Origin of the sequence: Psychrobacter sp. ER1 (assembly GCF_048631835.1) — a bacterium.
GTDB lineage: Bacteria > Pseudomonadota > Gammaproteobacteria > Pseudomonadales > Moraxellaceae > Psychrobacter.
The window spans coordinates 2225275-2244088 of record NZ_CP184640.1; the positions used below are offsets into that span (position 1 = coordinate 2225275).

At 42.6% G+C, this 18814-nt stretch carries 15 protein-coding genes, 2 tRNA genes and 4 pseudogenes; 8 read left to right on the plus strand and 13 right to left on the minus strand.

Annotation, left to right across the window (positions count from 1 at the left end):
- Positions 1–7: 7 nt before the first annotated feature.
- From arsH to ACOBWA_RS10330, 5 genes are all read right to left on the minus strand, one after another.
- A complete protein-coding gene (gene arsH / locus ACOBWA_RS10310; protein WP_083603586.1) occupies positions 8–781 on the minus strand; it encodes an arsenical resistance protein ArsH in 774 nt (257 codons plus the stop codon).
- Complete coding sequence (gene arsC, locus ACOBWA_RS10315) at positions 768–1175, minus strand: arsenate reductase (glutaredoxin) (RefSeq protein WP_057760920.1); 408 nt, start codon at positions 1173–1175, stop codon at positions 768–770. Before arsC ends, arsH begins: the two co-directional genes overlap by 14 nt.
- 44 nt (positions 1176–1219) lie before the next feature.
- Positions 1220–1582, minus strand: coding sequence for an ArsR/SmtB family transcription factor (locus ACOBWA_RS10320; protein ID WP_420229294.1), 363 nt, complete (start codon positions 1580–1582; stop codon positions 1220–1222).
- Between the two features lie 172 nt (positions 1583–1754).
- Positions 1755–2057 carry a hypothetical protein gene (locus tag ACOBWA_RS10325; RefSeq protein WP_420229295.1) on the minus strand — a complete coding sequence of 101 codons (303 nt, stop codon included), beginning with the start codon at positions 2055–2057 and terminating at the stop codon, positions 1755–1757.
- Positions 2054–2515: a hypothetical protein gene (locus ACOBWA_RS10330; RefSeq protein ID WP_420229296.1), complete on the minus strand. Its 462-nt coding sequence runs from the start codon at positions 2513–2515 to the stop codon at positions 2054–2056. The genes ACOBWA_RS10325 and ACOBWA_RS10330 overlap by 4 nt, the downstream gene beginning before the upstream one ends.
- Before the next feature lie 380 nt (positions 2516–2895).
- On the opposite strand from ACOBWA_RS10330, the gene ACOBWA_RS10335 reads away from it, so the two are divergent.
- Complete coding sequence (locus ACOBWA_RS10335) at positions 2896–4245, plus strand: MBL fold metallo-hydrolase (RefSeq protein WP_420229297.1); 1350 nt, start codon at positions 2896–2898, stop codon at positions 4243–4245.
- Between the two features lie 355 nt (positions 4246–4600).
- Here the strand turns inward: ACOBWA_RS10335 and ACOBWA_RS10340 are convergent.
- The 4 genes from ACOBWA_RS10340 to msrB all read right to left on the minus strand — a co-directional run bounded on the left by ACOBWA_RS10340 (position 4601) and on the right by msrB (position 6062).
- A tRNA-Asp gene (locus tag ACOBWA_RS10340) sits at positions 4601–4677 on the minus strand.
- Between the two features lie 37 nt (positions 4678–4714).
- Positions 4715–4790: transfer RNA gene (locus tag ACOBWA_RS10345), tRNA-Val, on the minus strand.
- Positions 4791–5013: 223 nt separating this feature from the next.
- Positions 5014–5499 carry a glutathione peroxidase gene (locus ACOBWA_RS10350; RefSeq protein ID WP_238050728.1) on the minus strand — a complete coding sequence of 162 codons (486 nt, stop codon included), beginning with the start codon at positions 5497–5499 and terminating at the stop codon, positions 5014–5016.
- 137 nt (positions 5500–5636) lie between these two features.
- Positions 5637–6062 carry a peptide-methionine (R)-S-oxide reductase MsrB gene (gene msrB / locus ACOBWA_RS10355; RefSeq protein WP_057760931.1) on the minus strand — a complete coding sequence of 142 codons (426 nt, stop codon included), beginning with the start codon at positions 6060–6062 and terminating at the stop codon, positions 5637–5639.
- Positions 6063–6599: 537 nt separating this feature from the next.
- Between msrB and ACOBWA_RS10360 the strand changes: the two are divergent.
- Positions 6600–6665: pseudogene (locus ACOBWA_RS10360) on the plus strand (hypothetical protein); the annotation flags it as partial.
- 129 nt (positions 6666–6794) lie between these two features.
- Positions 6795–8158, plus strand: a pseudogene (locus ACOBWA_RS10365) (aminotransferase class I/II-fold pyridoxal phosphate-dependent enzyme); the annotation flags it as partial.
- A 116-nt stretch (positions 8159–8274) separates the two neighbouring features.
- Here the strand turns inward: ACOBWA_RS10365 and ACOBWA_RS10370 are convergent.
- Both ACOBWA_RS10370 and ACOBWA_RS10375 read right to left on the minus strand, forming a co-directional pair.
- Positions 8275–9881, minus strand: a pseudogene (locus ACOBWA_RS10370) (inorganic phosphate transporter).
- Between the two features lie 568 nt (positions 9882–10449).
- Positions 10450–12140, minus strand: a pseudogene (locus ACOBWA_RS10375) (ATPase).
- 320 nt (positions 12141–12460) lie between these two features.
- Between ACOBWA_RS10375 and ACOBWA_RS10380 the strand changes: the two are divergent.
- From ACOBWA_RS10380 to ACOBWA_RS10400, 5 genes are all read left to right on the plus strand, one after another.
- Positions 12461–12721 (plus strand): FFLEELY motif protein, encoded by a 261-nt coding sequence (locus ACOBWA_RS10380; RefSeq protein WP_420229298.1) that lies wholly within the window; start codon positions 12461–12463, stop codon positions 12719–12721.
- 38 nt (positions 12722–12759) lie between these two features.
- A complete protein-coding gene (locus ACOBWA_RS10385) occupies positions 12760–13164 on the plus strand; it encodes an FFLEELY motif protein (protein WP_420229299.1) in 405 nt (134 codons plus the stop codon).
- An 84-nt stretch (positions 13165–13248) separates the two neighbouring features.
- Entirely contained in the window at positions 13249–14319 is a 1071-nt protein-coding gene (ubiE, locus tag ACOBWA_RS10390) for a bifunctional demethylmenaquinone methyltransferase/2-methoxy-6-polyprenyl-1,4-benzoquinol methylase UbiE (protein WP_420229300.1), read from the plus strand.
- A gap of 118 nt (positions 14320–14437) precedes the next feature.
- Complete coding sequence (locus tag ACOBWA_RS10395) at positions 14438–15142, plus strand: ubiquinone biosynthesis accessory factor UbiJ (RefSeq protein WP_420229301.1); 705 nt, start codon at positions 14438–14440, stop codon at positions 15140–15142.
- A 102-nt stretch (positions 15143–15244) separates the two neighbouring features.
- The gene (locus tag ACOBWA_RS10400; protein ID WP_420229302.1) at positions 15245–16906 is read left to right on the plus strand and encodes an ABC1 kinase family protein; all 1662 of its coding nucleotides are present in this window, start codon (positions 15245–15247) and stop codon (positions 16904–16906) included.
- Positions 16907–17023: 117 nt separating this feature from the next.
- On the opposite strand, the gene ruvB is transcribed toward ACOBWA_RS10400, so the two are convergent.
- Together ruvB and ruvA are read right to left on the minus strand one after the other, a co-directional pair.
- Positions 17024–18007 (minus strand): Holliday junction branch migration DNA helicase RuvB, encoded by a 984-nt coding sequence (gene ruvB / locus ACOBWA_RS10405; RefSeq protein WP_057760949.1) that lies wholly within the window; start codon positions 18005–18007, stop codon positions 17024–17026.
- 175 nt (positions 18008–18182) lie between these two features.
- Positions 18183–18803 carry a Holliday junction branch migration protein RuvA gene (gene ruvA / locus ACOBWA_RS10410; RefSeq protein ID WP_420229303.1) on the minus strand — a complete coding sequence of 207 codons (621 nt, stop codon included), beginning with the start codon at positions 18801–18803 and terminating at the stop codon, positions 18183–18185.
- Between the last annotated feature and the right edge of the window lie 11 nt (positions 18804–18814).

Genomic DNA, 18814 nt, shown 5'->3' on the forward strand with positions numbered 1-18814 from the left:
TAGGAGGTTAGATCGATTTTTGATTGACGCGGCTCGATAGTTCTTCAGCACTCTCGACGCGTTCTGAATAGCGATCAGTGAGATAATCTGAACGTCCACGTGTGAGCCAAGTAAACTTCACTAGCTCCTCACAGACATCGACAAGACGCAGATATAACGGAGACATATCCATGCGATTGTCGTCGTTAAACTCCAAAAATGCTTTGGGTATCGAAGATTGGTTGGGGATAGTAATCATCCGCATCCAGCGCCCGAGAATACGCATCTGATTAACTGTATTAAAGCTCTGACTACCGCCGCTGACTTGCATCAGTGCTAGGGTTTTACCTTGAGTTGGACGCACGCCACCTAGTGACAGCGGTATCCAGTCGATTTGCGCTTTCATGATACTGGTAATACTGCCGTGACGCTCTGGACTCACCCACAGCATGCCTTCTGACCACTGCGCCAGCTCCCGCAATTCTTGCACTTTGGGATGGTCTGAGTCTACATCGTCAGGCAACGGCAAGCCGGATGGATCAAACATTTTTACTTCACAACCATACCAACGTAGCAACCGGCTAGACTCTTCAGCGGCCAATCTAGAAAACGAGCGCGCACGGACAGAACCGTATAGCACTAGTATTTTTGGCGGATGACGTGAGTCATTTGGCGCAACCAAAGAATCAATATCGATAGGCTGAAGATTATCTATATCAATATTGGGCAAATCGTCTAAGCTAAATTCTGGCGAAACAGTAGGATCAACGGCTAATGTTTGGTCAACCTCAGTGTTTGTCATGAGTAACAACCTCGCCGTCTTCTTTTGTAAAGCTACTTACTGGATTGGCTAGTAATTCAAACACACGCTCTGACGGACGGCATAGAGCAGCGCCTTTATCAGTCACTACGATAGGACGGTTGATTAAAATAGGATGCGCTATCATGGCATCGATAATTTGATCGTCAGACAACTCAGGATTATCCAGACCAAGCTCATCATTAATAGCTTCTTTGCTTCTTAATAGCTCTCTAGGCGAAATCTGCATTTGTGCCAATAGTTCAACTAAACGGTCGCGGGTTGGTGTATTTTTCAGATATTCCACCACTTCTGGCTCTTCACCTGATGCTTTAATAATGGCAAGCGTGTTACGAGAGGTTCCGCATTTAGGATTATGAAAGATTAATGGCTTCATAGTGTTTACACCTATTTTATGTATTTATTGAATTGATAATTGGTTTAATCATTATTTTGCTCAGCAAACTCATTTACTCTGCAGCCGCTTAGGCTATCCATGAGTGACGCACACAGTTCTGGATGTCCCGCACAGCAATCTTGCAACAGGAACTGAATGACGCTATCCATATGTGATAGCGAAGCACGATAGATAATCTGTCGGCTATGACGCTGTGAGACCACCCATCCTGCCCGTGCTAGCACCGATAAGTGGGCTGACATTGTGTTATGAGGGACAGAGAGCTGACGGGCTATTTCGCCCGCAGGTAGGCCTTCAGGCTCGTGGCTGACTAGCAGCTTAAAAGCCTTTAGACGAGTATCTTGAGAGAGCGCAGCAAAGCTTGCGATAGCATTAGTTATTTCCATATGTCCAATAATACAGACATATTAAAATAATTCAATGTTTTTTGAACAATTCTGTCGCTTATTTTAAGTGTCAAAACTTAGTAAAAATGCGACGATAAATATATTTTCTAAGTAGTTGATGCTAATAACTACCAACATGCGATTAATTGCTACGTATGCTCAAGTAGGTATACTACATGTTCGCGTGAAGACAATGCTTAACCACTTTGAGTCTGACTTTCTCTGATGGTTTGAGGCTACCATTTACCCAAAAATCGTTATCTAGTTTATCCATATGCTTTTCAGCTCCTCCCCAGCGTGTTTCCTTAGAAACAAAATCCTTTAACTCAATTAACGTATAGCCCTGCTTTTTCTCCTCGCTGAGTAACACCTTAGGAATCCAACCATTAATTTTTATTGAATGATCTAACTTAAAATTAATACTAAGATTTAACCAATATTGAGTTTCCTCGCCCTCATCTGTTAAATAACTCAATGTAAAATTATTTTTATACCAAAAATAAAATTATCCGTGGATTTTAAGAAATACCAAGTTAAATCCAACAATTCTTGACAACGTTCAATATTGGGCGGTAGAGCATCATTATGTTCAATGTTATTTCTAATAATCATCATTTGTTTTAACATATAAGGTCGAACTAAGCCTAAAGACTCTAAGTATTCTAGATATCCTTTTGGTGAATCAGATAAAGCAATTTTTTTGAGCGAATATACGTGTTCTACAAACTTTAGTCTTTGATTGAGACAACGCTTTAAGTTAGAAACAACATCTACTCGATTAAACTCATTTGCATTCCTTGTCAAAATTAAGTCAGCATGATTCCAAAGATCGTACGCTCTCAGACGATCTGCTTCGTTCGTATAACTATAGCTCTCTATTGTTGCAGGCCAATCTAATACTGAATTGCATAACCAAATATATTCTTTCTTCATATTTTATTACTCAATTTTTCTAACTGATTGACATCATTATATAGAAACTTAGAGCAGACCAACCTTAAAAAACAATCTTTGTAAAGTTGCCTCACCTAGCCTTTCAATTAAATGCGTAAAGATAAAAAAACCAAAAAATCTAATGGTAAAAATGAGCATTTCTTCACCTTTTCAACCTAAAAATCTCTACGTTTAGCCTTATGTAAATAACAAGTTTAATATATGTTATTGTATATTGATGACACTTAGAAGTTCATGCTAGATTTAATACGAGTTTATGCAACAGTAAAACTAGATTTGGCTGGTAGCTCTCGCTCTGTACTGCCCATAAATCTGATTAAAATAACTATTATGATTAAAACAATAATAAGGAAATGACCATGCTATTAGAAAAAATCAAGACACCTGGACTTTCGCACTTATCCTACTTGGTAGGCTCTGGCGGTCAAGCAGCGGTAATTGACCCACGTCGTGACTGCGCGATATATGTAGAAAAGGCGCGCGCAGCAGGGCTTGAAATCACTCATATTTTTGAGACACATCGTAATGAGGATTTGGTTTCTGGCGCACCTATCTTGGCTGCAATGACAGGAGCAACAGTTTTGCATGGACCCAATCCAGAACAACCTGTTGTCTACGCTGAGACAGTACGTAATGGTGATTGCTTTTCAATTGGCCAATTAGAAATCCGTGTCTTAGAAACGCCTGGTCATACCGATGATCACCTGGCTTATGCGCTGTTTGACACGGCGTATCCAGATAAGGCGGTTGGCGTTTTTACTGGCGATGCGCTCTTTGTAGGTGATGTCGGTCGTACTGACTTCTATCCTGAGCGTCGCAGAGAAGTTGCAGGTTTACTTTATGATTCGTTACAAGACATTCTAGCGCTCGGTGATCAGGCGCTTATTTATCCAGCTCATGGTGCACGGTCAGTCTGTGGTTCAGGTATGGCGGAGCGTGAGTTTTCTACCGTTGGTCATGAAAGGATGAACAATCCACGCTTACAGATTAACGATCGTGAGGCTTTCATTGATTTCAAGACTAGCGAAAACCATTATCAGCCGCCTTATTTCAGATTGATGGAGCGCCTTAATATGGAAGGTGGTGAAGCGCCTCCAGTGGTTATGCGTCCGCGTAACCTTTCGCTTAAACAGCTGCATGACTGTGATGCTGATCATCTCATCGATATTCGTGAACCAATGGCGTATGCGTCAGGACACCTGCCCGGTTCTATGAGCTTACCTGTCAACATGCTACCTGCGTTTGCCGGATGGTTTATTGAAGAAGGACAAAGCTTGGCACTGATTGCCTCTGATGAAGATCAACTGGCGACTGCGATGGAGCATCTGGTACGTATTGCTTTTGATAATATTGTCGGTGGCTATGTGGGTGTCGTCCCTGCCGCTGCCAAAGGGGAACAGATGCAGCAAACCCCTATGATCGATACAACTGAGGTAGAGAGTCGCCTTAATAGTGCTCAAAATTGGACATTGCTCGATGTACGCGATATCGATGAGAGGAATACCAATGCGATCGAAGGGTCACAGCATATCTATGTTGGTCACCTGAATGAGCGTTGGCATGAGCTTGACCAAAGTCGTCACTATACCTTGATGTGTGCCAGTGGTGCTCGGGCAACAATAGCAGCAGGATGGCTTGCTAGTCGAGGTTTTGAGCACATTGATATCTATTTAGGGTCAATGGGTGCATGGCAAGCAACGCATGACTAACCCTTTATTCGTAGATAAAATTTGCAATGAGCTAAAACGCGTCTCAAGTTTTAAACAATGAGTTTTAAGCAAAGACATTTTAAAGTGCTATAACTAGGATAAATACAACGACCCTTCTTTTACTCAGTATAAGACTGATATAAAAGAAGGGTCGTCGTTTTAGCTGACCTTTAAGCGATATGACTTAAGTAAATGTAAGTCATAGTTCTAGATCCTGACTCTTACTGTCTTTCCTTACCTGACTTATCACTCATAAAACATAGATACATAAAAAATAGACACAAAAAAACCTCAAACAACCTAATGCTTGAGGCGAAACTTGCTTAAACTTAACCGTTTAAATTCGTTTTGAATATGGCGCAGCGGACGGGACTCGAACCCGCGACCCCCGGCGTGACAGGCCGGTATTCTAACCAACTGAACTACCGCTGCTTAGGTCTCTTAGCTTGTTTAGCCACTTGCTAAGAAGTGGTGGGTGATGACGGATTCGAACCGCCGACATTCTGCGTGTAAGGCAGACGCTCTACCAACTGAGCTAATCACCCTTCGAACAATTGCTAGGCAATTTATTCAACATCAACTGAGCTCTTAAGTTTGTCACTAAGCTCCGTTGCTGTGGGTGTGTATTATATAGATTTACTGTTGGGTGTCAAACAGTATTTACCACTTTTTGGATATTTTTTCGATTTTTATTAGAATATCTAGCAAGCATTTGTTTTTATTGGCTTTATATTTTCATACAAACCCAATGTTTTTTAGGTTTAATGCTTATTTGTTAGCCAGTGCTTGCTCGATGTCGTTTTTAATGGCTTCTGGCTTAGTCGTTGGTGCATAGCGGTCAATCACCTGACCTTTACTATCGACTAGGAACTTGGTGAAATTCCACTTGATACCATCTGTCAGCACACCACCTTTTTGTTCCTTAAGCCATTCATAGATAGGATGAGCATCTGCGCCATTGACATCAGTCTTTGCCATCATCGGAAAGCTAACACCATAATTCTTTTGGCAAAACGCGCCAATCTCATCGTTGCTACCTGGGTCTTGGCTACCAAATTGGTTACAAGGAAAACCGACAACTACCAGTCCTTGATCCTTATACTGTTGATATAGTGATTCCAAGCCTTCGAACTGCGGCGTAAATCCACATTTGCTTGCGGTATTGACGATTAATAATACTTTATCTTGGTAATCTGAAAACGCTTGCGAGCTACCATCCATGCGCTCAGCCGTAAAATCATAAATTGTACTCATCATTTATCCTTAAATTGAGGTTTTTGTTGTTCTGGGTGTCTATACACTACTTCTTTTTCTATCATACATATAATAAAACTATTGAAAAGGAAGCACCGTGCACTTCCCTTTCACGTTTCTGATACTACTTAGACTACTTACTTCTCAGACTTATCTAAATCGATAGATACTGAGTTGATGCAATAGCGCATGCCTGTTGTCTCAGTAGGGCCATCAGGGAATACATGACCCAAATGTGCGCCGCAGTTGCTGCAAGTGACTTCGGTGCGAGTCATGCCTAGCGAGTTATCGACGTGCTCTTCAATCGCGCTGTTATCGATACCTTGATCAAAACTTGGCCAGCCACAGCTCGCATCAAACTTATTGCTTGAGTCAAATAAGCTTGCACCGCAGCCCTTACAGCGGTAAACGCCATCATCGGTTGCATCATTGTATACACCTGTAAATGGACGCTCAGTGCCCTTCTCACGCATAATATGATACTCATCAGCGGTTAAACGCTCTTTCCAGTCAGCTTCAGTCAACTGGCTGATTTCTTCTTTGCTTAGTTGATTGTCTTGCATAATTTATCCTTATTCGAGTATTTATTATCTAATCTCGGTAACTATTTTATCGCCATATGATTATGAGAACGACGTGCTCTATCTGTTGGTTATCAGCACACTATTCAAGGCATATATAAGAAAAGCACTCTTTATATTGGGAGATAGACAGCATGATTGAAGAGATTGACTGAGTTAAATATACCAAATTAATTTTAGATAATGATGGGTAAAGATGTAATTTTGATACCTATACATTTTATAGTCTACTTAAGAGATTTAGAGCCATACAAATATAAGCCAAGTATTAATTGCAAGATATACTTGCAAACACTGATAGAACTGATTGTAAAATCATTTGCAAATTAACTATCAATGCAATAATATCTTGCATTAGTGCTTAACTAAAATGTTTAATATATCTCTACTCTGAATAATTACTGATTAACAAAGGCTCATATAACAATGTCTGACGACAATGGCAAAGGTACGCAAGCGGAACGACTGGTACAGTTGCGCCGTGACAAAGGATTTACTGCTGAGCAGCTAGCGCAAGCCATGACAGCCGCTGGTGCAAAAGTGAGCCGTGGTGCTATCTCAAACTGGGAGCGCGGTACCAATGGCATTGTCTCATCCAAGCTGCCTACACTTGCGCGTATTTTGGGCTGTAGTGAAGGATATCTGTTGCGCGGCGACCTCAACAATGAAGCTATTGATGCAGACGAGTCGACATCATCTGTAGAGCGCAGTGAACATCAAAAGATAGATACGATTTCCCACACCCAGTCAGATATTAAAATAACTGATGCTCAATCGACGACACCTTATTCCGCTAGTAAAAAATCAAAAACCAATTCGACAACCAACCCGAAAAACGGTCATGCTATGAACACCATAAAAAAATCTGATAAATTACAAAACGTTTGCTATGACATTCGTGGTCCTCTATTGCAGACTGCGAATAAGATGGAAGCAGAAGGCAAACGCATATTAAAACTAAACGTAGGCAATCCAGCACCTTTTGGTTTAGAAGCCCCGCATGAGATTTTGCGTGATGTCGCTATGAACTTATCTGAGGCAACTGGCTATTCAGACTCGCAAGGGATTTTCTCAGCGCGTAAAGCCATTTTGCAATATTATCAATCAAAGGGATTGCTGTCGGCCGTTGACGTACGTGACGTATATTTGGGCAATGGGGTTTCTGAGCTTATTGTCATGACCATGCAGGCGTTGATGAATGACGGTGATGAAGTCCTAATTCCAATGCCAGACTACCCGCTTTGGACTGCTGCTGCTAATCTCGCTGGCGGTACTGCGGTGCACTATCGCTGCAATGAAGAAGACAACTGGCACCCTGATATTGAAGATATTAAGTCTAAAATTACGAGCAAAACGAAAGGTATCGTGGTTATTAACCCGAATAACCCAACAGGTTCACTTTATAGTGATGAGCTATTAAAGCAAATCATCGAAGTTGCTAAAGAGCATGATTTAATCATCATGGCTGATGAGATTTACGACCGTATTCTCTATGACGATAATGTACATACGCCGATGAGCACCTTAACTGACGACGTGCTAGTACTCTCTTACAATGGCTTGTCGAAGTCACATCGTATTGCAGGTTTTCGCTCAGGTTGGATGATGGTATCAGGCCGCAAACAGCACGCAGCTGACTTTATTGAAGGCTTAGATATGCTAGCATCCATGCGCCTTTGTTCTAACGTGCAGGGACAGTATGCCATTCAAACAGCGATGGGTGGGCATCAGAGCATGCAAGATCTGACTTCTGAAAAGGTCGCCTATATAAACAACGTGAGATGGCAGTCTCACGTCTTAATGCTATCAAGGGTATTTCTTGTACCATGCCTCAAGGCGCGTTTTACTGTTTTCCGAAAATGGATCCAGAGGTTTACCCTATCACCGATGATATGGATTTTATGATGGACTTGCTCGTTGAAGAAAACGTATTGATGGTTCAAGGTACTGGGTTTAACTGGGACAGACCCGACCATTTCCGTCTGGTGTTCTTGCCTAACTTGCTTGACCTAGAAAATGCGATGGATAGATTGGACAGATTTTTTGCCAAAAAACGTAAGCAGTTTGGTACCGAGTAAATCGTCATACATCATTAAAAAAACGCTTATCGGCACGATGCTGATAAGCGTTTTTTATTGCGTTGAACCTAGTGATTCAAACTCAATTATAATAATTCACTGATAAAGACAGCATATTAAAAAATATTGCTCAATACGAGATAACTGATAGCTGACATAGTAGCCGCTGCAGGCAGCGTCACAATCCAAGCCAAACCAATCGGCTTCATAAGCTTCCAGTTAGTATCTCTGTTGACGATACCGATACCCAGTACCGCGCCTACTAGCGTATGAGTACTTGATACAGGCAGACCCATAGTCGATGCGCCCATCACAACTGCAGCAGCAGCTAACTCAGCTGAGAAGCCTGAAGCTGGATGCATTTTCGCTAGATTGGTACCAACGGTTTGAATCACTTCTTTACCAATGAACCAAAGACCAACGATTAGTGCCACACCAAAAGTCAGCATGACAGCAGGTGGCACCGCAGCTTCAGTAGCGATACTATTAGTACGAATCACATCCATAATGGCGGCAAAAGGACCAACCGCGTTGGCAATATCGTTTGAACCATGACTAAAGGCAAAAGCTGACGCGGTAAAGACCTGCATCCAGCTAAACATAATGAACGTCGCTTTGGTCAAATCTTCTTTGTGCTTACCGCGAATACTCTTGGTATAGATATAGGTCGCTAACCATACTAGCGCCGCTATCATACCCATAATCAAGAAGCCCTGCAGTGTGGTCAGGCCGCTATTAACATTTTTCAGACCTTTAAAGACGACTAGAGAAGTCATCACCGCACCACCTGCGGCAGCAATGATAGGTACCCATTGCTTAAGTGCTTTTAGAGTATCAAGGCTACTACGCTCATTTTCAATATCATAAAGCTTTTTGTAGTAATCAGTTTCTAGGTCTTCAACAATACAATCGTCATCTTTATAGATTTCCTGATCACGTAACATCGCTGACGTATAGGCCAATTGTTCAGACTCTGTCAAACCATCCAAAAACTCTTTATGGTTTTGCTTTAAGACTTTTTATTGCCTTTTAGCGTCGCAATATGAGCTTCGGTTTTATCATTATATTCAATGATGTTTTTCTTGATTTGTCCATATAAAAGATAAGACAACACGCCACCTAGTAGCGGCGACAGTACCCAAGAAATAGCGATGGTCCCAACTGTTCCCCAATCTACCGTTGATAGCGCCATGTCCGTACCACCTAACGTGATACCTAAAACAATGGAACTACCAATCACACCACCAATAATGGAGTGAGTGGTCGAAACAAGCAGACCTTTTTTGGTCGCAAATAACAGCCAAAATGCTGCTGCAACCAATGCGGAGAGCATGACATAAATGAACTGATTGGGCGTCACTGATAGACCATCTAGATCGACGATGCCGCTTCGAATCGTATCAGTCACCTCCCCGCCTGCAAGAACTGCCCCCGATACTTCAAATATCGCGGCAATACCCAATGCTTGCGGGATAGTCAACGTCCCTGCACCCACCGAAGTACCAAATGAGTTGGCGACATCGTTACCACCGATATTGAATGCCATAAAGACACCAAAAGCGGTCGCCACAATGAATAGCGTCGTTTGTTGACGCATGGTGTAATCTAAACCCCACCACAAAAAGTAGGAAGTCATCGCAATCAGTAAAATGGCAAAAAATAGATTGATTCTCATAGAGCCAACTGGCTTGACTGACTCTGTAGAACTGCTGCTAATACCCATACGTTAGTACGTCCTGCGTAAGCTGATTAAAATTATATGAGGTTGATAATATTGCGCTGCTACTCACAGTACTTGTTACGGCATCTAACGAAGTAGCATATATAAAATATACAACATGCGATTAGAAGGTCTTAAACCGACTAGAGCGAAAGTGAATAATACATCCTTCAACATGTCACAAAGCCGCAAGTGATATTGCTAAATCGTCTGATTACAGCATCTTGCGGCTTATATATTTCATAGCGATATTTGTGGTACTACTAACAGCTATTGTAACAATTTTTGTCGTAATTATTAAGTTATCTATACTAAATAACCAAAACACGTTGTTTGCTAAATTAAAATTATTATTTAGCAGAAGCTGTTTTGCGCTCTATTATATTAAATATGAGCACATAATGCATGATGATATTGCGAGATTTGTAAATGCGAGTGTATACGGACAAGACCACACTCTGTAAAGACAGGATGGCTCGAATATGTTTCGAGCCATCCTACTTAGGAAATACTTGAAAAATACAATTATATAAATCTATGACAGTCCTTAAACTTCAGGCATCTTTAACAACTACTTGCTTTTGGTGATTGCCGACAACTGCTCTATAGCATGATCTAACACATCTAAACGCGCCTGACGCTTTTCGTTGGTCGCAACAACACACCATGGTGCTGTCGTTGTATCTGTACGTGCCAGCATATCTGCTGCAGATTGCACGTAGTCTGACCATTTATCACGGTTACGCCAGTCATCATCTGTCAGTTTAAATTGCTTATGCGGTGTTTCTTGACGATCTTCAAACCGTTTAAGCTGCTCTTTTTATCAATCGCTAACCAATATTTGATAACCAACGTTCCTGCTGCTGCCAAGTCTGCCTCAAAACGATTAATTTCATCGTATGCTCGTTGCCATTCATCAGTAGACGCAAATCCTTCAATACGCTCAACCAGCACACGCCCATACCACGTACGATCAAAAATGGCGATACGGCTAATACGATTCGTTTGCTCGTCAGGCAATCTTGTCCAGAATCGCCACAAGTAAGGATGCTGGGTCTCATACAACATTGGCGCGCCAATATTATAAATTTGATACTCGCGGGGATCTAGCGGTGCGACCAACCTTTTGATTGCACCGCCCTTGCCAGCAGCGTCCATTCCTTCAAAGGCAAATACAACATGCCGACCTTGGCGTGCACGTAGCAACTCAGCAAGCCGCCCTTGTTTCTCTGCCAATGCCTCACGATAGTCGGACTTACTGATTTTTTTGTCTTTAATAGACGTCAGCTGCTTAGGTATCGGTACAGGCTCAAACTGTTTTTGTTTAGTATCTGAGCTAAGTTTTAGTGTCTCGGACTGGGGAGCGTTTGCTGATATTTCATTATCATTGTCATCGCTATCTGTCTGACTACTCGCCAGCGCGGTTTGCATAGCATGTAGCACCAAGTGACAAAAGTTATCAGCGGCCTCTAACTTATCGTCACCATCAATGATGACCCAATCATCCTGTTGACGCAGCAAGGTCGCAGCCACCTCATTAAACTTTTCGATGACTTGCTTATTGTTCCAGTCAATTTGATACAAAAACTGCGGATCTGCTTCATCATCCTTTAAGCGACTGTGCAACGTTTCGATATCAACATGAAACCAGCATTTTAATAATTTGGTTTGATTGGCAATAAGATCCTTTTCAAATGCTTTTAGCGTGTCCAACTGCTGCTGTAGATAGTCTTGCCACTGAGCGATAGGAAGCGAATTTTTACCTTTTTGACCTTTATCATTTGATAATGCTTCAAGGTTCTCACTATCTGATGTCGCTAGTCGCATGACATTGTATAATAAATCAGCATACCAGTTGCCGAAATACACCATGACATCGCCATGGCGTGGCATGGCGCTAGTATGCGCTTGCCAAATGGGTTGATAGTTCAATGGCGAATGACCAATAGTTGCCTCAACTTTAAGCAGCCTTGGATCCACCCATTGCCTCAACTGTTTAACGGCGGTACCTTTACCCGCTTGCTCCATTCCATTAACTAGCACCAATAGACCTGTTGGCTTATTGAGGGTCGGCGGCGTTTGCTGGCGAGTGGCTTTTAAAGCATACTGAGCTGTTACCAATGCTAATCTAAGCGAATCCTCGTCCAGTGAAAACTGACTCAAAGGATTGGGCTTTAGACGCTGCTCCACAACTTGCTCACTAAATTGTGTACTTACCGCTTGTGGTGCTATTGGTTCAGTAGTATCATTTTTTTTAGACATGATTACACTCGCTATTATTGTTATTGGGCTGCTTTACTAATGAATGACTTATGGGATAGCTATTAATAGGACAACTCTTAATATCTCTGACTCATCGCTCATATTTATCTCATTTAATCATAGCACTGCACCAATCGAGTAAATAATATTGCTGTGTAACAGATTGGTATTTGTATTCTTAATTATTTTCTTTTAAGGTGAACACAATTTTAGGTATAGGATAAAACAGTTGTTGAAAACCTTATAACCCTAAACCACTATATTTAAAACAACCATACTTAAATTTGATCACCCTATTTACTTCTACAGGATTTACAGCCATGACCGCTTTAGCTGATTTACAACAGCATTTGACACGTTTTTGGGCGATGCCTCATCACCAAAATGATGTTTTGAGAGCCAAGCTCAACGAAGTACAAATATGGCAACAAGTACGTATCCGTCACACCCATCGTGCACTATTTGAACAACCCAAAAACCAGCTAATGGCAGATTATTTTTTAACGAAGCTATATGGTGGTGATGAGTTCGAGATACTAGCAAAACAATTGGTCCGTATCCTGCCAAAAGCCAAAAACTAGAACGTCTTGCCAAAGAGTCTGCATTAGAGGCTGGTAGCATGGGCATCCAAGCGGCTATTTTTGCTATTGAGCTAGATCTGCATTTAGCCCAGTGGCTACTCGATCAAAACTTACCAGTGAACGCAGACAATATGCTAGCCGCCTACCGTACTGTCGATGAAGGAGACGAGCGTAGAGTTCAGATTGCTAATCTAAAAGACGTCTGCTATCGCACGGACAAACATCTAAATTCGTTTATGCTCAAAAAAGCCTTTGCATTGGCAAAAGGTGCTGCTTATCGCAGCAATTACCAGCCACTTTATGATTTCATCGACGCAGGCTTCAAAGCTATGAAACCTTTAAGTAGCGTAAGCAGTTTTATTGAACCATTTTGTGAACGTGAACTGCTAATTGTTGATGAGGTACATAATGGCGATAAGCCAGTAGGGTTTGGTGTATCATAGAATTAATACGCTAAATAGCTAATTAATTCTTGGCATATCTCAAGCTGTATATAGCCTAATAAAAACAAACCTTAGGATAATGTAATGACCGACACTTCCAGTAATAACAACGCTCATTTGCAAGACAAGCTGGTAAAAGACAGTATTGCTCATAATCAGCAGATTAGTGCGCAGATATTACGCAATCAAACAACCAATGTCGTGCCGAGCAAAAATAATAGCGTTGCTAGTGATGACAATAGCGACTTTACTAAAGTTCAAGACCTACCAACTGGGACGCCGCAAGGCCAACAAACTACTATGCCAAACAACGACAAAACGACTCGCACAAACACTTCAGAGCAAACCATAAAACAAACCCTGTTCAATCAGCGTGATGACATCAATAATCCGCACACGCCTGAAACAGACGGCAACGAGCAGACGCATTTCGGCTATAAGACAGTCAATAAAGCAGAAAAACAAGCACGTGTGGCTGACGTATTTACCTCTGTTGCCAAAAAATACGACATCATGAATGACTTGATGTCATTCGGTATTCATCGTCTGTGGAAGCGCTATGCGATTAGTCTATCAGGCGTGCGTGCTGGTCAGCATGTCCTTGATATCGCTGGTGGTACAGGTGATTTAGCCAAAGTATTTAGCCGTGAAGTTGGTAGAAATGGCCACGTGGTACTATCTGATATCAATGCTGCGATGTTAGAAGTGGGCCGTGAGCGCCTAATCAATGCAGGCTGTAATAACGTCGATTTTGTATTAGCTAACGCTGAAACGTTAGCCCCTTTTGATGACGAAAGCTTTGATTTGGTCACTATTAGCTTTGGTTTGCGTAACGTTACTGACAAAGATGCCGCGCTAAAGTCTATGTATCGCGTCCTAAAGCCAGGTGGTCGTCTATTGATTCTGGAATTCTCCAAGCCAGTATTTGAGCCACTATCTAAAGCCTATGATTTGTATTCATTTACCGCACTGCCAGTGATGGGTAAGCTGATTGCTAATGATGCTGAAAGTTATCAATACTTAGCTGAGTCAATTCGTATGCATCCTGATCAGCAGACACTCAAGCAGATGATGCAACAGGCTGGTTTTGAAAACTGTGATTATCATAACTTGACTGCTGGTATCGTGGCTGTCCATCGCGGCTTCAAAGCGTAACGATAGAGTAAGATTGGCAAGACTATTACGTTTAATAGACCCTATTGAACTTAACACGAACATACTATGCGCTGATGCAGCTAATGCAAAGGCGCTCACTTACCGATGCGAGAGCCTTATGCTGACTGTCCTTCTATTAGCTGGAGCCGAAAAGCTAATTAACATTGCCATTGCCAGTGATGAGATTACCAAGGCAGGTTTAACGCCGCTTGCAGGTAAAGTGTTACGTCTTAATATGAGACTGCCTGAGATTCATTTAGACATCTTGTTCACTCATGAGCGTTTGCGCTTTGAGCCGGTCACGACGGAAAGTATATTTGAGCCAAGTGGTCAGATGAATGAGCGCCAAAAAGCTAGCATGGAGCGCGCACGTTTTGGTCATAGTCGTCCAGATTGTACCATTACTGTAGATAATGCTGCTCAATTGCTCAATCTGATGCGCGGCGCGGAAGGCAACTTGCCAATCGCTGGCGATTACAAGGTGCTAATGCAGCTCAAACAACTGGTTGCAGGGTTTGATCCTGACGTGGCTGGACAGCTTGAACCATTTATTGGTAAACCAATGGCTAGCCAGTTACATCTCCTTATCTCTCAGCTTAAAGGTAGCTGGCGTCATAGTGCCAAACGTGCTTTTGATGACGTTAGTGATTGGGCCAATGAAGTGGCTGGCAATAGCACACCTGACCCTATCGAGGTGGCTGAAGTAAATGATCTAAAACAGCAACTGTTAAAATTACGTGCTGACGTCGAACGAGAAGAAGCCAAACTTGCTGCTATCAAAGAAGAGCAAGCGCAGTTTCTTAACAACTCGTTTCATCAATAGCCGACTGCATCAATCATAAATGAACGCTATTACCGATAGTACTATTTACGATTAAGCACAGCGCTTACCCCATTTTCGTCTTTGTTTAGAGTACCTAACCTCATGCTATTATCGCACCGCGCTCGTCTACTTGAGCTTTGGCGTATCGCCGCAATGTATCGCCTTGATACCCATTTTTCTATTGAAGAAGCACCGCAGCTGCAACCTTTGGCGCGATTAATTCGCATTCATCCAGCAGCATGGGGCAAAAAGCACCAACCAAATGCGATTAAGTATGCGCTTGAGGACATGGGTACGCTGTTTTTGAAACTTGGCCAGTTACTCTCAACGCGTCGCGACTTGGTACCACCTGAGATTATCGCTCAATTGATTCAATTGCAAGACAAAGTTAAGCCTTTTGACGCTGATATTGCTGTCGCTCAAATTCAGCATCCTAAACATGGTCTTGGCCAGTCTATTGAAACCTTGTTTGCTCGATTCGATATCAAACCGTTAGCGGCTGCTTCTATCGCCCAAGTTCATACTGCTGCCCTACATGATGGGCGTGAAGTTGTGGTAAAAGTGGTTCGCCCCGATATTCGCACTGTGATTGTTTCTGACTTTGAGCTACTGCGAGAATTGGCAAGCTGGGCATCTGCACGAATTGAAGCGGCACGTGCCATTCATATCATCGATATTGTCGAAGACTATCGGCAAGTCATGCTCAATGAGCTTGATTTGACGCTTGAGGCTGATAATACTACTCAGATGCGCAACAACTTCTTGGGTTCAGCACTGATGTATGTGCCTGAAGTTTACGACGCTGCCAAAAACGTGATGGTCATGGAGCGTATCCAAGGTGTCCCTATCTCACAAGTTGAGATGTTTGATCAGTTAGGTTACGACCGTGCAGCGCTTGCAGAAAAAGGCCTAACGATATTTTTCACCCAAGTCTTCCGTGATAACTTTTTTCATGCTGATATGCATCCAGGCAATGTGTTCGTAGAGACACCACCTGTGCAAACCTTACATGCAGGTATGGCAGCAGTTGATTTAGGTCATGAACCACGTTATATCGGGCTTGATTGCGCCATCATGGGCACTTTATCAAAAGATGATCAGCTCATCGTGGCGCGGATGTTACTTGCCGTAATGAACAATAACTTCACCGCCGTAGTTGATATTGTTAGCCGTGCAGGTTGGATACCACCAAACGCTGATAAGCATGCCCTGATGCGTGATATGAAACGTACCGTCGGCCCTATGCTACAAAAATCAATCGATGATATCGACTTCGCTGGCGTACTGATGCAGATTTTGGACATTGCGCGTAGACATCATATGAGTATCCCGCCGCAGCTGATGCTTTTGCTAAAAACCTTGGTCCATGTGGAAGGACTCGGTCGTGATTTATATCCTGATCTAGACATTTGGTCACTTGCCAAGCCAATTCTAAGCAGTTGGATTAAAGAGCAATTAGATCCTATGCGTAATCTACAACAGCTGCGCCAACAACTTCCTGAAATACTCCTGTCTACTACTGATATTCCTAAACTATTAGATCAAGGACTACAAAGCCTTGCCTCACAGGGCTCTCGCCAGGACAGTCAACTACGCGAGATACAACAGATTCGCGCTGACATGCTAAACGACCGTCGTCGTGATTGGTTGGCACTCGCAGGGTTTGCTATTTTTATCGCTATCGCTACGCAAGTCATCGGCTGGCTATCACCTATATTTTATATACTGGCTGTTCTAGTGGTTGTTTGGCGAATTTTAGCTTAGAAATCAGATTTATTTTTATTCAATCAGTTCAGAAAATTTTCATAATTTCAGATTTAAACAAAAAAATGCGCCTACTTCTCATTAAAAGTAGACGCATTTTTTATTGAATACTGATTACTATAACATCTGATCTATTGCCATCTGTGTCAGTACGCGGCCACGAGCAGTTCGCAGCACATAACCTTGTTGAATCAGATACGGCTCAATCACATCTTCAAGCGTACCACGGTCTTCAGCCATCGCTGCTGCCACTGCTTCAACACCCGCAGGACCACCGTCAAAGCGCTCGTGCAATATTTCGATATAACGTCTGTCTAGATGATCAAGACCGCGTCTATCCACTGCCAGCATATCTAGCGCACTACCTGCAATCGCGCCGTTAATACTACCGTCGCCTCTTACCTCAGCATAGTCACGCACACGGCGTAATAGGCGGTTAGCAATCCTTGGTGTACCACGTGCACGGCGCGCAATCTCTACAGCCCCGTCTTCACTCATTGGTACACGCATTAGACGTGCTGCGCGACTGACAATCGTCGTTAGATCAGCAATATTGTAAAACTCAAGGCGCTGTACAATCCCAAAACGGTCACGTAGTGGTGAGGTTAACAGTCCTGCTCTCGTCGTTGCTGCTACCAAGGTAAACGGTGGCAAATCAAGCTTAATAGAACGCGCAGCAGGCCCTTCACCAATCATAATATCTAATTGGAAATCTTCCATTGCTGGATAAAGGATCTCTTCAATAACCGAGCTTAGACGGTGAATTTCATCAATAAACAGCACATCACCTGCTTCTAAGTTGGTCAGCATGGCTGCCAAATCTCCTGGGCGCTCAAGCACAGGCCCTGAAGTAGAACGCAGATTACCACCCATCTCACGAGCGATGATATTGGCAAGGGTCGTCTTGCCCAGACCCGGTGGACCAAATATAAGTGTGTGATCTAGCGCTTCGTCACGGCCACGAGCAGCACCGATGAACACTTCCATCTGCTCACGTACCACCGGCTGACCAATATACTCAGCCAATAACGCCGGTCGGATATTGGCATCAGGAGCATCACTTGCACCTTCTAGCGGATTGATTAAACGATCTTGCGTCATAGAATTTATCATTATATTAAAAAGTTAGTTAACAAATAGCATAACCAAACGCTGCGCATAAGTCATGCAAAACCTCATTAAGCGAACACTAAAACGAAAATAAGCGACATTTAATGTCGCTTATTAATTTAATACACTATGTGGTTGTCATCGATAGACGGCTAGTTAATATGAATTAAAAGCCGGATAACTGCTGTAAAGTAGCTTTTAACAAGCTTTGAGTATCAGCAAAAGCATCTCCTTTACTCTTGGCAGCTTTAATCGCTAGCTGAGCTTCTTTTTCTTTGTAGCCCAAGCTAATCAACGCGCCTTCCACTTCAGCGATGATACTACCTTCGTGAGAAATCGTGGTTTCCTGAGGTGTCAATTCAAACGAGCCACTATCAACGTCGATATTCTTTAATTTGTCTTTTAGCTCAATTAATAAGCGTTGCGCCGTCTTTTTACCGATGCCTGGGATACGAGTCAACGCCGTCTCCGACTCTTGCTCGACGTGCATTTTTAGCTCAGCTGCTGACATTGCAGACAGCATAGCCAAGGCCATTTTTGCTCCAACACCATTAATTTTAATTAACTGGCGAAAAACATCGCGTTCTTTTCGATCGATAAAGCCGTATAGCAATTGGGCATCTTCGCGAACATGGAAATGTGTCCAAATGCTGGCTTGTTCATTAAGTTGCAACTGGCAAAATGAAGGCAATGGCAGTTCGATATCATAACCCACACCAGAGGTCGTCATGATACAAGCCGTCGGTGCCATCAAGTACTGCACCTGTCCGGTAATCAATCCAATCATTACTTATGACC

What these genes read in the sequence shown, in the direction of transcription:
- arsH (WP_083603586.1), bottom strand. Translation starts at nt 781, where the DNA reads ATGACAAACACTGAGGTTGACCAAACATTAGCCGTTGATCCTACTGTT.
- arsC (WP_057760920.1), bottom strand. Translation starts at nt 1,175, where the DNA reads ATGAAGCCATTAATCTTTCATAATCCTAAATGCGGAACCTCTCGTAAC.
- ACOBWA_RS10320 (WP_420229294.1), bottom strand. Translation starts at nt 1,582, where the DNA reads ATGGAAATAACTAATGCTATCGCAAGCTTTGCTGCGCTCTCTCAAGAT.
- ACOBWA_RS10330 (WP_420229296.1), bottom strand. Translation starts at nt 2,515, where the DNA reads ATGAAGAAAGAATATATTTGGTTATGCAATTCAGTATTAGATTGGCCT.
- ACOBWA_RS10335 (WP_420229297.1), top strand. Translation starts at nt 2,896, where the DNA reads ATGCTATTAGAAAAAATCAAGACACCTGGACTTTCGCACTTATCCTAC.
- ACOBWA_RS10350 (WP_238050728.1), bottom strand. Translation starts at nt 5,499, where the DNA reads ATGAGTACAATTTATGATTTTACGGCTGAGCGCATGGATGGTAGCTCG.
- msrB (WP_057760931.1), bottom strand. Translation starts at nt 6,062, where the DNA reads ATGCAAGACAATCAACTAAGCAAAGAAGAAATCAGCCAGTTGACTGAA.
- ACOBWA_RS10380 (WP_420229298.1), top strand. Translation starts at nt 12,461, where the DNA reads ATGACCGCTTTAGCTGATTTACAACAGCATTTGACACGTTTTTGGGCG.
- ACOBWA_RS10385 (WP_420229299.1), top strand. Translation starts at nt 12,760, where the DNA reads ATGGGCATCCAAGCGGCTATTTTTGCTATTGAGCTAGATCTGCATTTA.
- ubiE (WP_420229300.1), top strand. Translation starts at nt 13,249, where the DNA reads ATGACCGACACTTCCAGTAATAACAACGCTCATTTGCAAGACAAGCTG.
- ACOBWA_RS10395 (WP_420229301.1), top strand. Translation starts at nt 14,438, where the DNA reads ATGCTGACTGTCCTTCTATTAGCTGGAGCCGAAAAGCTAATTAACATT.
- ACOBWA_RS10400 (WP_420229302.1), top strand. Translation starts at nt 15,245, where the DNA reads ATGCTATTATCGCACCGCGCTCGTCTACTTGAGCTTTGGCGTATCGCC.
- ruvB (WP_057760949.1), bottom strand. Translation starts at nt 18,007, where the DNA reads ATGACGCAAGATCGTTTAATCAATCCGCTAGAAGGTGCAAGTGATGCT.
- ruvA (WP_420229303.1), bottom strand. Translation starts at nt 18,803, where the DNA reads ATGATTGGATTGATTACCGGACAGGTGCAGTACTTGATGGCACCGACG.